Here is a 13,589-nt window from a genome sequence, read left to right as displayed (position 1 = left end):
TCAGGCCAGTGCGGCGTCCTTGAGCTTCTTCATCGCACGCACCTTGACCTTGGTGGTCGCGGGCTTGGCGGCGAACTTGCGTTCCTGCTTGGTGAACGGGTCGATGCCCACGCGGGCCTTCTTGGCCGGCACCTGCTGGGCGGTGACCTTGAACAGGCCGGGCAGCGTGAACTCGCCCAGGCCCTTCTTGGCCACCGAGGCGGCGATCGTCGCTTCCAGCGCGGCCACCACGGCCTTCACGGCCTTGGCATCCACCGCGGCCACAGAGGCCAGGTGGGCGATCAGGCCGGTCTTGTTGAACGCGGTCTTGATCGGCTTGAGCGGGCCGGTGACGACCGGCTTCTGCGGCGCAGCCACGACGGCCTTGGCGGCCGGCTTCGCGGCCGGCTTGGCCGCGGCCTTGACGGCGGGCTTCGCAGCGGCCTTGGCCGCGGGCTTGGCTGCCACCTTGGTGGGGGTCGTCTTCGCGGCGGCCTTCTTGGCCGGCGCCTTCTTCACAGTTGCCATGAGTCTCAAGGTTAAGGTGGATGCGCGAACCGGGCATCGCTCGGTTGGCCCGCAGCTTCACATGCCGGAGCCACGGCACGGATTCTAGGCAGACCGCTCAGACGGCCGCGGGCGGCATGTCGGCGCCTGTACGGCGCCGAGCCATCACAGGGCGCGGATGCGCGAGGCCTGCGGGCCCTTCTGGCCTTGCGTCACCTCGAACTCCACGCGCTGGTTCTCGGCCAGGGTCTTGAAGCCCGTGCCCTGGATTTCCTTAAAGTGGGCGAACAGGTCCTTGCCACCGTCGTCGGGGGCGATGAAGCCGAAGCCCTTGCCTTCGTTGAACCACTTCACGGTGCCGGTTTGCGTCGTCATGTTGTCTATCCTTGCTGGATGCGTTGAAAAGATGCCCCAGCTCTTGCCGGTGCGGGTCAGCAGCCTCCTGACGTGGAGGCTGAATGGGGTGGCGGCCGGACGGTGCGGCACGCGGGCATGCGCCATGCGGCCGAAACGGCCGCCAACGGGCAAGCCGGCGCCGCTGCGGCCACCGGGGTTGGGCAGGGACGGCAGAAGGATCGCGTCCTTGCCGGCCTGGAACGATGTGGAGATGGAGATTCCTCGGCGGACCGCGGTTGGGGAGGTGCGGGTCCGGTCTGTCTGGTGTGGAGGGCGCGCGGTGCTCGCGCGGGCGTCGGTCGAACTCTGTCCGGCGTCAGGCCCGCGGGGTCGTTCGCGGCGGGCCGGAGGCAGCCAGAGAGGAAGGACAGCCGAAGCAATCAGACAGTCTGGCGAGGGATGGAGATCAGCGTGTGATCCCGGTGCAGCGAAGAAAGTTCACTGTCACCAAAAGCCACAAGAGTGTAGCACCGCCCGGTCGCGGGCGCCGGCGTGTCCGCTCATTTGGCGAACCATCACCGCGCGCCCGCCACCTCCGGCGCCGCACGCCCCTCAGCGGGGGGCGGCGCGGGCCACCAGCGCGGCCGCGTCCACGCCCCGCGGCAACGTGCCGAACTGGCGGTGGCCCTCACCGGCCAGGCGCGAGGCGCAGAAGGCGTCGCCCACGGTGGCCGGCGCGTGCTGCACCAGCAGCGCGGCCTGCAGCGCCAGCGCCATGCGGTCGACCAGCTGTCGGGCGCGGTACTCGATGTCGGCGGTGTCGGCCAGATCGGTGCGCAGCGCGTCCACCCAGCGGTCGAGCAGCGCATGGCCACCGCGCGCGCGGTCCAGTTCGTCGAACAAGGCTCCCACCACGGCGGGGCTGCGTTCCATCGCCCGCAGCACGTCCAGGCACTGCACGTTGCCGCTGCCCTCCCAGATGGCGTTGACCGGCGATTCGCGCAGCAGCCGCGGGAAGGGGCTGTCCTCCATCACGCCGCTGCCGCCGATGCATTCCATGGCCTCGGCCGCATGCATCGGCGTGCGCTTGCAGATCCAGTACTTGCCCACGGCGGTGACCAGGCGCACCAGGGCGTCCTCATGGGCATCGCTGCGGTGATCCATCGCGCGGCCGATGCGCAGCGTGAGGGCCAGCGATCCCTCGTGCTCAAGGGCCAGGTCGGCCAGCACGTTGCGCATCAGGGGCTGATCGATCAGCGGACGGCCAAACGCCGCGCGCACGCGGCAGTGGTCGATGGCCAGGGCCACCGCCTGACGCTGACCGGCCGCCGAGCCCACCATGCAGGTGAAGCGGGTGCTGGACACCATCTCGATGATGGTGCGCACGCCGCGGCCTTCCTCGCCCACCATCCAGCCCAGGGCGCCACGCAGCTCGGTCTCGCTGCTGGCATTGGACACATTACCCATCTTGCGCTTCAGGCGCAGCACCTGCAGCGGGTTCTTGCTGCCGTCGGGGCGCCAGCGCGGCACCAGGAAGCAGCTGAGGCCACCGGGCGCCTGCGCCAGCACCAGGAAGGCGTCGCACATCGGCGCCGAGACAAAGAACTTGTGACCCACCAGCTCGTACTCGGCCCCCGCGCCGGTGGCAGCGCCCACCGGATGCGCCCGGGTGGTGTTGGCGCGCACATCCGAGCCGCCCTGCTTCTCGGTCATGGCCATGCCGATGGTCAGGCCCTGCTTGTGTGCATCGGGCACGTTGCGCGGGTCGTAGACGCGGGCGTTGATCTTCGGCAGCCAGGCCTCGGCCAGGGCCGGGGTGGTCAGCAGCGAGGGCACGGCCGCAGTGGTCATGGTCACCGGGCACAGGTGGCCAGCCTCCACCTGGGTCTGCAGGTAGATGTAGGCGGCACGGGCCACGTTGGCCCCGGGGCGCGGGTGGGTCCAGGGCGACGAGTGCATGCCACGGCCGATGGCCTCGCGCATCAACGCGTGGTAGGCCGGATGGAAGCGGACCAGGTCGACGCGGTGGCCGAAGCGGTCGTGCGTGTCGAGCTCGGGCGGGTGCCTGTTGGCCAGTGCACCCAGCTCCAGGTAATCGGCCGAGCCGGCCAGCCGGCCGAATCCGCCCAGTTCCGCATCGGCCCAGGCCGCCCCCTCGCGCTGCACGCCCTCCACCAGGGCGGCATCGCCACGGTACATGTCGTAGTCGACCAGTTCGCAGCCGACGTTGTGCACCTCGTGCGTCGTGGCCAGCCAGGGCTGGTGCGCGGCCAGCGGATCGGGAGCGTTCATGGCGGATCTCCGGTTCAGGGGTGGGCGGCGGCCGGATCGGGCGGGACCCGGGTCGCGGGATCGGTCGTCGGAATGGCCGGTGTGGCCGGTATAGCCGGGGTGGGCGGCAAGGCCTGGCCGGGCCGCGGCACGCTGGCCAGCAGGCGCTGCCAGATGGCCTGGCCCAGGTCGTCGAAGCGGGCCACGGTGTCGAAGAAGCGCATGCGGGCCGCACCATCCACCAGCGGGGCGGGCAGCAGCGGGTCGAACACCACATGGCGGATCGCGTCATTGCCCAGGCCGAAGGATTCGCGCGCGGCCTGGTCCAGCGGCAGGCCTTCGGCCCGGTCCATCCAGGCCGCCATCTGTGCGGTGGCGTCGCGGTAGCGGGCATCCAGGGCCTCGCTGTCCCACAGCGACTCGGCACGCTGCTGGTCGGCCGCCGTCAAACCGCGCAGCACGAAGGCGGTGCCGGCTTCGGTGCCCGCAGGCAGCAGCGCGCCCAGGCGCTGGCGCAGCGCCGCGATGCCGCCGGTCAGGTTGTCGGGCCGCAGGTGCAGCCCGCGCTCGAACTCGGCCAGACCCAGGAAGCCGAAGGCGCGGTCACGCGCGCGCAGCGCCACGCGGTCGCTGCGCCCGGTGGCGCCCACATGCACCGCCAGCCAGTCGCCCGACCATTCGGCCAGCCGCGTGGCCGTGGCACGCCAGCTGTGCACCTCGTCGGCAATGGGCCGCGCCTGCGGGCCCAGCGCGTACACGCCGCGCCGCGTCGCCATCAACAGCCCGGCGGCGACGCCGCGGGCCAGGGCCACGCGCACGGCATTGCCCTCCAGGCCGAACACCGCACAGGCGGCCAGCAGCTCGCGCACGCTGAGCGGCTCGCCACCGCGCGACTCGGTGCCCACGAGCAGGTTCAGGATCAGCGAACGGGGAGACGGCGACATGCGTTAAATATTACGAAATGACGCTATCGTTGATCCACTGTGAAATAAATGCCATCCGGGTTGACCCGGGCCACCCAGGTGCGGCGAGACGCCACCGCGCGCAATCTCCGGATGCAGGCTTGCAGCGCGCGATGCGGGTACGCTTGCCACCCCCGAACACCGTCTGCGAGCCCCACCGATGAGCGACTCCTACCCCCACGTCCAGCTGCTGATCGCCAATGAATGGGTCGATGCCGCCAGCGGCAAGACGATCGACGTGCGCAACCCGGCCACCGGCCAGGTGATCGGCACGGTGGCCCATGCCGGCATCGCCGACCTCGACCGCGCGCTGGCCGCCGCCCAGGCCGGCTTCGAGGTCTGGCGCTTCACCAGCGTGTACGAGCGCGCCGCCGTGATGCGCCGTGCCGCCGCGCTGCTGCGCGAGCGCGCCGACGGCATCGCCCGCCTGCTGACGCAGGAGAACGGCAAGCCGCTGGCAGAGGCCAAGGTGGAGGTGAATGCCGGCGCCGACATCATCGAGTGGTTCGCCGACGAGGGCCGCCGCGTCTACGGCCGCACCATCCCGGGCCGCAACCTGGCTGCGCAACAGATGGTCATCAAGGAGCCGGTGGGCCCGGTGGCGGCCTTCACGCCCTGGAACTTCCCGGTCAACCAGATCGTGCGCAAGATCGGCGCGGCGCTGGCCACCGGCTGCTCGTTCCTGTGCAAGGCGCCGGAGGAAACCCCGGCCGCGCCGGCCGCGCTGCTGCGCTGCTTCGTCGACGCCGGCATCCCGCCGGGCGTGGTGGGCCTGGTGTTCGGCAACCCGGCCGAGATCAGCAACTACCTGATCCCGCACCCGGTGATCCGCAAGGTCACGTTCACCGGCTCCACCGCGGTGGGCAAGCAGCTGGCGGCGCTGGCCGGCCAGCACATGAAGCGCGTAACCATGGAACTGGGCGGCCACGCGCCGGTGATCGTGGCCGAAGACGCCGACGTCACGCTGGCGGTCAAGACCGCCGGCGCGGCCAAGTTCCGCAACGCCGGCCAGGTGTGCATCTCGCCCACCCGCTTCCTCGTGCACAGCAGCCTGGTCAACGAGTTCACCGCCGCCTTCGCCAAGCAGGCCCAGGGCCTGAAGCTGGGTGACGGCCTGGCCGAGGGCACGCAGCTGGGCCCGCTGGCCAACCCGCGCCGCGTGACGGCCATGGAGCAGATCGTGGCCGATGCGCGCCAGCGCGGCGGCCAGATCCTCACCGGCGGCGAGCGCGTGGGCACGGCCGGCAACTTCTTCGCGCCCACCATCATCGGCGGGCTCGACACCAAGGCCGATCTGTTCAACCTGGAGCCCTTCGGCCCGGTGGCCGGCGTGCTGCCCTTCGACCGCCTGGAAGACGCCATCGCCGAGGCCAACCGCCTGCCCTATGGTCTGGCGGCCTATGCCTTCACGCGTTCGTTCAAGAACGTGCAGCTGCTGAGCCAGCGCGTGGAGTCGGGCATGCTGTGGATCAACCAGGCCGCCACGCCCTCGGCCGAACTGCCGTTCGGCGGCATCAAGGACTCGGGCTATGGCACCGAGGGCGGCCCTGAGGCGCTGGAGGCCTACCTCAACACCAAGGCGGTGTCGGTCACCGGCGTCTGACGCCCGGCCCCCTGCGCCCATGCGCAGGGGGGCCCTTCGGCGCAGACAGGATGGGGCCGTCACCACCGGCTGCCGTCATGACCCCGCGCTGTCCCCGGCCTCCATCGCGTCTGCCCCGGTCTGCGCTGCGCGCTGGCCGGCAAGCCACCGCAGCGCCGGCCCCGCCACCCGCGCGTTGGCAGGCGTTCTGCGGCATGGCCTTGGTCCTGGCGCTGGCCGGTTGCGCCACGCCGCCCGGGCTCCCTGACACCGGGGCCGGCCTGCCGCCCACCGCGACCGGCGTGCCGGGGCCTGCGCCCGTGCCGGTGGCCCCACCAGCGCCACCGCCACCGCCGCCCGCCGCCGCCGTGCCGCCGCCCAAGCCGGCGCCGCCCACGGCACCGGCACCGGCGCCCGTGGCCGAGAAGCTGACGATGGCCGGCGACCTGTTCTTCGACAGCGGCCGTGCCACGCTGCGCGCCGACGGCGCGACGCTGCTGGCCCAGCTGGCCGGTCAGGCTCGGACCCTGCAGTTGGAAGTGGTGCTCGCCGTGGGCCATGCCGATGCCAGCGAACGTGACGCGGCAGGCCTGGCGCGGGCACGCGCTGAAGCGGTCCGGTCGCGGCTGATGGCCCTGGGCCTGGACGGTGCACGGGTCGTGGCGGAAGGTCGCGGTGCCACGCAGCCGGTGGCCGACAACCGCCGGCCCGAGGGGCGCGCCAAGAACCGCCGTGTCGAGCTGGAGGTGGTAGGCACGCGCGTGCACGGCCGCGCGCCCACGGCATCGCCCAGCCCGCGCGAGACACCCTGCCCCACCCAGGGCATGGCCGAGTTCCCCTGGCCCAACCCGCCGCAGTGGACGGCGGCCGACACGCTGTCGCGCGCACTGCTGCTGGGCACCGACACCCAGGGCGCGGAATCCATGCGCGACGTGGCGGCCAGGCTGGAGCGCGCGGTGCGCGCGGCAGGCTTCGTGAACCCCAAGTTCCTGGGCATCGGCTGCGATGGCTTCGCGATGGTGCTCGACCTGGAGCAGGTGGACGACAAGGGCCGCCGTCTGCCGGGCGACCGGGCCTGGGAGCCGCCGGGCGCCAGCGAGGACGTGAGCCTGGCGGCCTGGATCCGACGCCTGTTCTACGCGCCACCGGGTCGCTACCGGCAGATCGTGCTGGTGATCTCCGACCAGCCGATGCAAGCACCCACCGGCGCGCCCACGGCCGACGCCCTGCGCACCATCACGCGCGAGGCCGGGCGTCCGCTGCCGGCGCGTGTGGGCGAGCTGCCATTCACCGAGACCCACGTGGTGCACGCGCTGGTCTACGAGTTCGAGAAGCGCTCGCGCAGCGCCACCGCCACGGCGCGCACGCCACCCAGCCGCATCGAGGTGCGGCTGCACCTGCAGCGCGCCGGGTTGCTGGGCAGCCTGCGATGAAGCTGTTCATCTCGTACCGTCGCGCCGACACGCAGGCCGTGGCCTTGCTGGTCGAGCGCTACTTCAGCGACACGCCGGGCGTCGAATCGGTGTTCCTCGACGTCGAGGACATCGATGCCGCACAACGCTTCGGCCAGCGCATCCGCGACGCGCTGGCGCAAGCCAGCCATGTCATCGTGCTGATGGGGCGGCAGTGGCGGGGGCCGCGCACCGCCCCTGAGCCCGCGCGCATCACCCAGGCCGACGACATGGTTCGCCTGGAGGTGGCCCAGGCCCTGCGCAGCGGCGCCACGGTGGTGCCGCTGCTGGTGGACGGTGCAGCCATGCCCCGGCCCGCCGACCTGCCCGAGGATCTGCGCGGCCTGACCGAGCGCAGTGCCTTCGATCTGCGCACCGCGCGCTTCCAGGACGACATGGACGCGCTGCTGCGGCAACTGACCGGGCGCACCACCCGCGCGCTGTCGGTCCCGTTGTCACCGGGCGCGATCGCGCGCCGCGCCGCGGCCGGCAGCCTGGTGGGTGCAGCCCTGCTGCTGGCCACGGCCGTGGCCTACCTGCTGTGGGACGGCCGCCCCTGCGACGGCCTGGCCTGCGCGCTGCAGCAGGCCTTCGGCCTGGGCAGCGAAGCCGATGGCCTGGGCCTGCTGGCCGTGCTGGCGGGCGCGGTGCTGCTGCTGTCGGCGCTGGCGCCGGTGCTGGCCCATGGCCGACGCTAGCTAGACCTGCGGCCCCGCCCCCGGCCAGTGCCGGGCCGCCGCGGCGATGAAGCCCTCCAGCGCCGCGCTGCTGCGGCCGGGATTCCACACCAGCAGCGCGGGCGCCGCCACCGGCGCCCCGCGCAGCGGCACGAAGCGCACGCCGGCCACCCTGGATTGCGCCAGCGAGCTGGGCACCAGCGACACGCCCAGGCCCTGCGCCACCATGGCCACGATGGTCAGCCACTGGCGCGCGGCATGCACTGTCTGCGGGTGGATGCCGGCGCGGCTGAACACGGCGATCACGTTGTCGTGGTTGGCCGGCGACACCTCGCGCGAGAACATCACGAAGCGCTCGTCCGCCAGCGCCGCCAGGTCGAGTGCGCGGGCGCGGGCCCGCGGGTGACCCTCGGGCAGCGCCAGCACGAAGCGGTCGTCCGGCAGCGCCTGGTGGGCCAGCGGCGGCGGCACCGTGGCGGTGTTGATGAAGCCAGCGTCCAGCCGGCCGTGCAGCACGGCCTGCAGTTGCTCGGCCGTGGACATCTCGTGCAGCACCACGTCCACCTCGGGCATGGCACGGCCATAGGCCTGCACCAGGCCGGGCACGCCGCGGTAGACCAGCGAGCCGGTCATGCCGATGTCCAGCCGGCCACGGATGCCGCGCGCCACGGCCTTGGCCACCTGGCCGGCACGCGCCACGCGGTCGAGGATCTGCCGCGCCTCGTCGACGAAGGCGGCGCCGGCCGGCGTCAGCGCCACGCCCTTGCTGTTGCGGCGCAGCAGCTGCACACCCAGCTCGTCCTCCAGGCCCTTGATGGCGGCGCTGAGCGGCGGCTGCGTGATGGCCAGGCGGCTGGCGGCGCGGCCGAAGTGCAACTCCTCGGCCAGCACGGTGAAGTAGCGCAGGCTGTGCAGCTTCATGCTCGGTCATGCGGCGATTCAACGATTCATGAAATGTATCGTCCAAGCCAGCGATTGGATTGGACTTGAATGATTGGGCGGCGCAGCATGCGCTCACCACAAGAATCCTCAGGAGACACCGCATGCCTCTCGTCACACGCCGCGCGCTGGCCGCGTGCCTGCTGGCCGCCCTCGGCACCAGTGCCCTTACCAGCGCCTTCGCCCAGAGCTGGCCGTCCGGCCCGATCAACCTGGTGGTGCCCTTTGCCGCCGGCAGCGGCACCGACGCGGTGGCGCGCATCGTGGCCAAGCGCCTGGGCGACCGGCTGAAGACGCAGGTGCTGGTGGACAACCGCGCCGGTGCCAGCGCGCAGATCGCCGCGCAGTACGTGGCCAAGGCCAAGCCCGATGGCCACACGCTGTTCATGACGACGAACACCTCGCACTCGGCCAACCCGGCGCTGTTCGCCAGCCTGAAGTACGACCCGATCAAGGACTTCACACCCATCGCCCGCGTAGGCGAGCTGCCCTTTGCGCTGGTGGTGAACGGCACGTCCACCGCGCGCACGCTCGGCGACTTCATCGCCCAGGCCAAGGCACAGCCCGGCAAGTTCTCGTACGCCACGCCCAACAGCACCTCGCTGGTGGCGTCGGAAACCATCAAGCGCATCGCCGGCATCGATGTGGTGGGCGTGCCCTACAAGAGCAGCCCGCAGGCGCTGACCGACGTGATCGGCGGCCAGATCCAGATGTACGTGGCCGACCTGGGCAGCGCGCTGCCGATGATGAAGGCCGAGAAGGTGCGGGCCCTGGGCGTGACCACCCGCGCGCCGCTGAAAAGCCTGCCCGGCGTGCCGCCGATCGCCAGCGCCATCCCCGGCTTTGACCTGACCTCGTGGAACGGCCTCTTCGGCCCGGCCGGACTGCCGGCGCCCATCGTCGAGCGGGTCAACACCGAGCTACAGGCGGTGCTGGCCGAGAAAGAGGTGCAGGAACAGCTCGCGGCGCTGGGCTTCGAAGTCTGGCCCAGCAAGACGCCGGCCGAGTTCGCCACCTATGTGCAGGACCAGCTGACGCACTGGACCGACCTGATCAAGCGCGCCGGCATCCGGCCCGAGTGAGTGCCGGCCTGAGCATGACCGAGACATCGCCGAACGCACGCCCCGGCCCCTTGTCGGGCGTGCGCATCCTGGATCTCACCACCGTCATCCTGGGCCCGTTCGCCACCCAGATCCTGGCCCAGCTGGGCGCCGACGTGATCAAGGTGGAAACGCCCGAGGGCGACAACATGCGCCATGTGGGGCCGATGGCGCATCCGGGCATGGGCCACATCTTCCTGCACGCCAACGGCGGCAAGCGCAGCATCGTGCTGGACCTGAAGCACCCCGACGGCCGCGAGGCCGCGCTGAAGCTGGCCGAGGGCTGCGACGTGCTGATCACCAATGTGCGGCCCGCCGCCATGGCCCGGCTGGGGCTGGACCCGCAGGCCGTGCAGGCGCGCAACCCCAGGCTCATCTACGTGAGCTGCTGCGGCTTCGACCAGGAAGGCCCCGATGCCGCACGGCCGGCGTACGACGACCTGATCCAGGGCGCCACCGGCATCCCGTGGTTGATGCAGGCCTATGGCGGCGGCGACGCGGCCTACACGCCCACCACCTTGTCCGACCGCGTGACCGGCCTGCATGCCGTGTACGCGGTGACCACGGCCCTCTTCGCCCGCGAACGCAGCGGCCAGGGCCAGGTGGTGGTGGTGCCGATGTTCGAGGCCATGGCGCAGTTCGTTCTGGGTGACCACATGGCCGGGATGAGTTTCGATCCGCCGCAAGGCCCGCCCGGCTATGCGCGCCTGCTGACCCCGCACCGCAAGCCCTACGCCACGGCCGATGGCCAGCTGTGTGTGCTGATTTACAACGACAAGCACTGGCGCAGCTTCTTCGCTGCCATCGGCGAGAGCGAGGGCCTGGGCGCCGACCCCCGCTTTGCCACGCACAGCGCGCGCGCCGAGCACATCGACGCGGTGTATGCCGAGGTGGCGCGGCTGATGCGCAGCCGCACCACCGCCGAATGGCGCGCGCTGCTGGATGCCGCCGACGTGCCCAACGGCCCGGTCAACAGCCCGGCCGATCTGCTGAACGATGCGCAGCTGCGCTCAACAGGCTTCGTGCAGGACGTGGTGCACCCCAGCGAGGGCGCGATGCATGCACTGAGCCATCCCACACGCTGGTCAGCCACGCCGCCCGCGCGCACGCCAGAGCCGGCGCCGCTTCTCGGCGAGCACAGCCGGCAGGTGCTGCGCGAGGCCGGCTACGACGACGCGGCCATCGCCACCCTGCTGGCCAGCGGCGCCTGCCGCGCGGCCGATCCCACCCCTTCCTGAGCCCACCGACATGACGACACCCCGCTACCTGGTGCGCACGGCCGACGTACCGAGCTACCAGCCCGCCAACCACCACCACACCTTCAACCAGCGCCTGATCGGCCCCGAGACCGTGGGCGCGCAGCAGATGGAGGTGCTGCTGGGCACGCTGCACAAGGGCGGCGGCGCGCTGCCGCACGCCCACCCCGGCATCGAGCAGGCCTGCCATCTGCTGGACGGCACGGCCCATGTGCAGGTCGGCGACGAGGCCTTCGACATGGTGCCCGGCGACACCTGCTTCTTCCCGGCGGATGTGATGCATGTGTTCACCGTCACCAGCGACACGCCGGTCAAGCTGCTGGTGATCTACAGCCCGCCGTACGGCGAGTCGCCCAGCAAGGTGATCCGCCCCGCCGTGCCCGGAGCCAGCGCATGAACTTCGCCCACAGCGACGAGCAGGCGCAGATCGTCAGCGCCATCGAGCAGGTGTGCGCGCCCTTCGATGCCGACTACTGGCTGCGGCGCGACCGCGACGGCGGTTTTCCGGAAGACTTCCACCAGGCCTTGGCCCAGGCCGGCTGGCTGGGCATTGCCATGCCCGAGGCCTATGGCGGTGCCGGGCTGGGCATCAGCGAGGCGGCGCTGATGATGCACACCATCGCTGCCACCGGCGCCGGCCTGTCGGGGGCCAGCGCCGTGCACATGAACATCTTCGGCCTGCACCCGGTGGTGAAGTTCGGCACCGACGCGCAGAAAGCCCGCTGGCTGCCACCGCTGATCCAGGGCCGCGAACGCGCCTGCTTCGGCGTCACCGAGCCCAACACCGGGCTCAACACCTTGAAGCTGAAGACCCGCGCGGTGCGCCGGGGCGACCATTACGTGGTGCACGGCCAGAAGGTGTGGATCAGCACCGCGCAGGTGGCGCACAAGATCCTGCTGCTGGCGCGCACCACGCCGGTGGAGGACTGCACGGGCACCGAAGGCCTGAGCCTGTTCTACACCGACCTCGATCGGTCCACCGTGGAAGTGCGCGAGATCGACAAGCTGGGCCGCAAGTGCGTCGACTCCAACCAGGTGTTCATCGACGGCCTGCGCATCCCCGTGGCCGACCGCATTGGTGAAGAGGGCCAGGGCTTCGACTACATCCTGCACGGCCTGAATCCCGAGCGCATCCTGATCGCCGCCGAGGCCGTGGGCCTGGGCCGCGCGGCACTCAAGCGCGCCGCCAACTACGCCCAGGAGCGCGAGGTCTTCGGCCGACCGATCGGTCAGAACCAGGCCATCCAGCACCCGCTGGCCAGAAGCTGGATGGAACTGGAGGCCGCGCATCTGATGGTGCACAAGGCCGCCTGGCTGTATGACCAAGGAAAGGCCTGCGGCGCCGAGGCCAACAGCGCCAAGTACCTGGCCGCCGAGGCCTGCTACTCAGCCTGCGAGAACGCCATCTTCACGCATGGCGGCATGGGCTACGCCAAGGAGTACCACGTCGAGCGCTACCTGCGCGAGGCCTGGATTCCGCGCCTGGCGCCGGTGAGCCCGCAGCTGATCCTGTGCTTCATCGCCGAGAAGGTGCTGGGGCTCGCGAAATCGTATTGAGCGCCCGGCCCAGCCAGCGTGTGAGTGCCGCCTGCCCACTCACACCCACGATGCCCGCCAGCACCAGCGCACTGCCGATGACAAAGTGCGCGTCCAGCCGCTCACCCAGCAGCGCCACGCCCAAGCCCACACCGATCAGCGGCGTGAGGAACGAGAACACGCCCAGCTGCGACGCGGGGTACACCGTCAGCAGCCAGAACCACACCAGGAAGCTGGCGAACGAGATCACCACGGCCTGGAAGCCCAGGTGCGCCAGCGTGGTGGCGTTGACGCTCCAGTGCCACTGGCCGCTGAGCGCCGCGGCCGGCAGCAGCCAGGCCGCCGCGCCCAGCAACTGGTACAGCAGCGTCTCGGTGGCCGGCGCGCGGGCCAGCGCCGAGCAGCGGATGGCCACCGTGGTGGCGCCCCAGGCCACGCCCGCCACCAGGGCCAGCGCACTGCCCAGCCCGCTGCGCAGCGACGCCGCATCGGTGGCGCTGGCCTGCCCGCCCAGAAAGGCCAGCGCCATGCCGGCGAAGGCCAGCGCGATGCCCACCCAGGCCACCGCGCCCAGGCGCTCGGCCGGCAGACGCCAGTGCAGGCCCAGCGCCGCGAAGATCGGGCCGGTGTAGAGGAACACCAGCACCTGCGAGGCCTGCGTCATCGTCAGCGCCTGGCCCACCAGCACGTACTCCAGCGCGAACAGCGCCCCCACCAGCGCCCCGGCCGGCCAGCGCGCGCGCTGCAGCCGCTCACCGCGCCAGTGCATCAACACCCACAGCAGCGCCGCCGCGATCACCGAGCGCAGCGACACCATCAGCATCGGGCTGGCCTGCGCGGCCACGGCCTTCATCGAGACCTGCTGCAGGCCCCACAGGGCGCTGATCAGGCCCATCCAGCCCACGGCACGGGCATCGAGCGGCAAGCGTTTCGGCGTTGACATGGGCGCCACTGTGCCCGCAGGTCGGCCACCCGGAAAGCGGATAATTCTTG

13 protein-coding genes are annotated in these 13,589 nt (G+C 71.4%); 7 read left to right on the top strand and 6 right to left on the bottom strand.

Translation table 11 applies throughout. The features are described from left to right. The 4 genes from AACH10_RS21075 to AACH10_RS21060 all read right to left on the bottom strand — a co-directional run bounded on the left by AACH10_RS21075 (nt 1) and on the right by AACH10_RS21060 (nt 4,037). Nucleotides 1–507, bottom strand: a complete 507-nt coding sequence (locus AACH10_RS21075; protein WP_341412482.1) for an HU family DNA-binding protein — start codon at nt 505–507, stop codon at nt 1–3. 144 nt (nt 508–651) lie between these two features. Beyond that, nucleotides 652–861, bottom strand: a complete 210-nt coding sequence (gene cspE / locus AACH10_RS21070; protein WP_341412481.1) for a transcription antiterminator/RNA stability regulator CspE — start codon at nt 859–861, stop codon at nt 652–654. Between the two features lie 573 nt (nt 862–1,434). Continuing rightward, a complete protein-coding gene (locus AACH10_RS21065) occupies nt 1,435–3,114 on the bottom strand; it encodes an isovaleryl-CoA dehydrogenase (RefSeq protein ID WP_341412480.1) in 1,680 nt (559 codons plus the stop codon). Nucleotides 3,115–3,128: 14 nt separating this feature from the next. After that, nucleotides 3,129–4,037: a PaaX family transcriptional regulator C-terminal domain-containing protein gene (locus tag AACH10_RS21060; protein WP_341412479.1), complete on the bottom strand. Its 909-nt coding sequence runs from the start codon at nt 4,035–4,037 to the stop codon at nt 3,129–3,131. Nucleotides 4,038–4,215: 178 nt separating this feature from the next. On the opposite strand from AACH10_RS21060, the gene AACH10_RS21055 reads away from it, so the two are divergent. From AACH10_RS21055 to AACH10_RS21045, 3 genes are all read left to right on the top strand, one after another. Continuing rightward, the gene (locus AACH10_RS21055; protein WP_341412478.1) at nt 4,216–5,658 is read left to right on the top strand and encodes an NAD-dependent succinate-semialdehyde dehydrogenase; all 1,443 of its coding nucleotides are present in this window, start codon (nt 4,216–4,218) and stop codon (nt 5,656–5,658) included. A gap of 194 nt (nt 5,659–5,852) precedes the next feature. Then, nucleotides 5,853–7,070: an OmpA family protein gene (locus AACH10_RS21050; RefSeq protein WP_341412477.1), complete on the top strand. Its 1,218-nt coding sequence runs from the start codon at nt 5,853–5,855 to the stop codon at nt 7,068–7,070. Continuing rightward, a complete protein-coding gene (locus AACH10_RS21045; RefSeq protein ID WP_341412476.1) occupies nt 7,067–7,786 on the top strand; it encodes a toll/interleukin-1 receptor domain-containing protein in 720 nt (239 codons plus the stop codon). The genes AACH10_RS21050 and AACH10_RS21045 overlap by 4 nt, the downstream gene beginning before the upstream one ends. On the opposite strand, the gene AACH10_RS21040 is transcribed toward AACH10_RS21045, so the two are convergent. After that, entirely contained in the window at nt 7,787–8,686 is a 900-nt protein-coding gene (locus AACH10_RS21040) for a LysR family transcriptional regulator (RefSeq protein ID WP_341412475.1), read from the bottom strand. A 122-nt stretch (nt 8,687–8,808) separates the two neighbouring features. Between AACH10_RS21040 and AACH10_RS21035 the strand changes: the two genes are divergently transcribed. The 4 genes from AACH10_RS21035 to AACH10_RS21020 are packed head-to-tail and all read left to right on the top strand — an operon-like array spanning nt 8,809 to nt 12,617. Beyond that, entirely contained in the window at nt 8,809–9,786 is a 978-nt protein-coding gene (locus AACH10_RS21035; RefSeq protein WP_341412474.1) for a Bug family tripartite tricarboxylate transporter substrate binding protein, read from the top strand. A 14-nt stretch (nt 9,787–9,800) separates the two neighbouring features. Further along, complete coding sequence (locus tag AACH10_RS21030) at nt 9,801–11,042, top strand: CaiB/BaiF CoA transferase family protein (protein WP_341412473.1); 1,242 nt, start codon at nt 9,801–9,803, stop codon at nt 11,040–11,042. A 10-nt stretch (nt 11,043–11,052) separates the two neighbouring features. Beyond that, nucleotides 11,053–11,457 (top strand): cupin domain-containing protein, encoded by a 405-nt coding sequence (locus tag AACH10_RS21025; protein WP_341412472.1) that lies wholly within the window; start codon nt 11,053–11,055, stop codon nt 11,455–11,457. Beyond that, entirely contained in the window at nt 11,454–12,617 is a 1,164-nt protein-coding gene (locus AACH10_RS21020) for an acyl-CoA dehydrogenase family protein (protein WP_341412471.1), read from the top strand. The genes AACH10_RS21025 and AACH10_RS21020 overlap by 4 nt, the downstream gene beginning before the upstream one ends. On the opposite strand, the gene AACH10_RS21015 is transcribed toward AACH10_RS21020, so the two are convergent. Beyond that, complete coding sequence (locus tag AACH10_RS21015; RefSeq protein WP_341412470.1) at nt 12,577–13,539, bottom strand: DMT family transporter; 963 nt, start codon at nt 13,537–13,539, stop codon at nt 12,577–12,579. The genes AACH10_RS21020 and AACH10_RS21015 overlap by 41 nt on opposite strands. Between the last annotated feature and the right edge of the window lie 50 nt (nt 13,540–13,589).

This window comes from Pseudaquabacterium inlustre, assembly GCF_038066595.1.
Taxonomy (GTDB): domain Bacteria; phylum Pseudomonadota; class Gammaproteobacteria; order Burkholderiales; family Burkholderiaceae_C; genus Pseudaquabacterium; species Pseudaquabacterium inlustre.
This window is presented reverse-complemented; position numbering and strand designations above follow the sequence as displayed.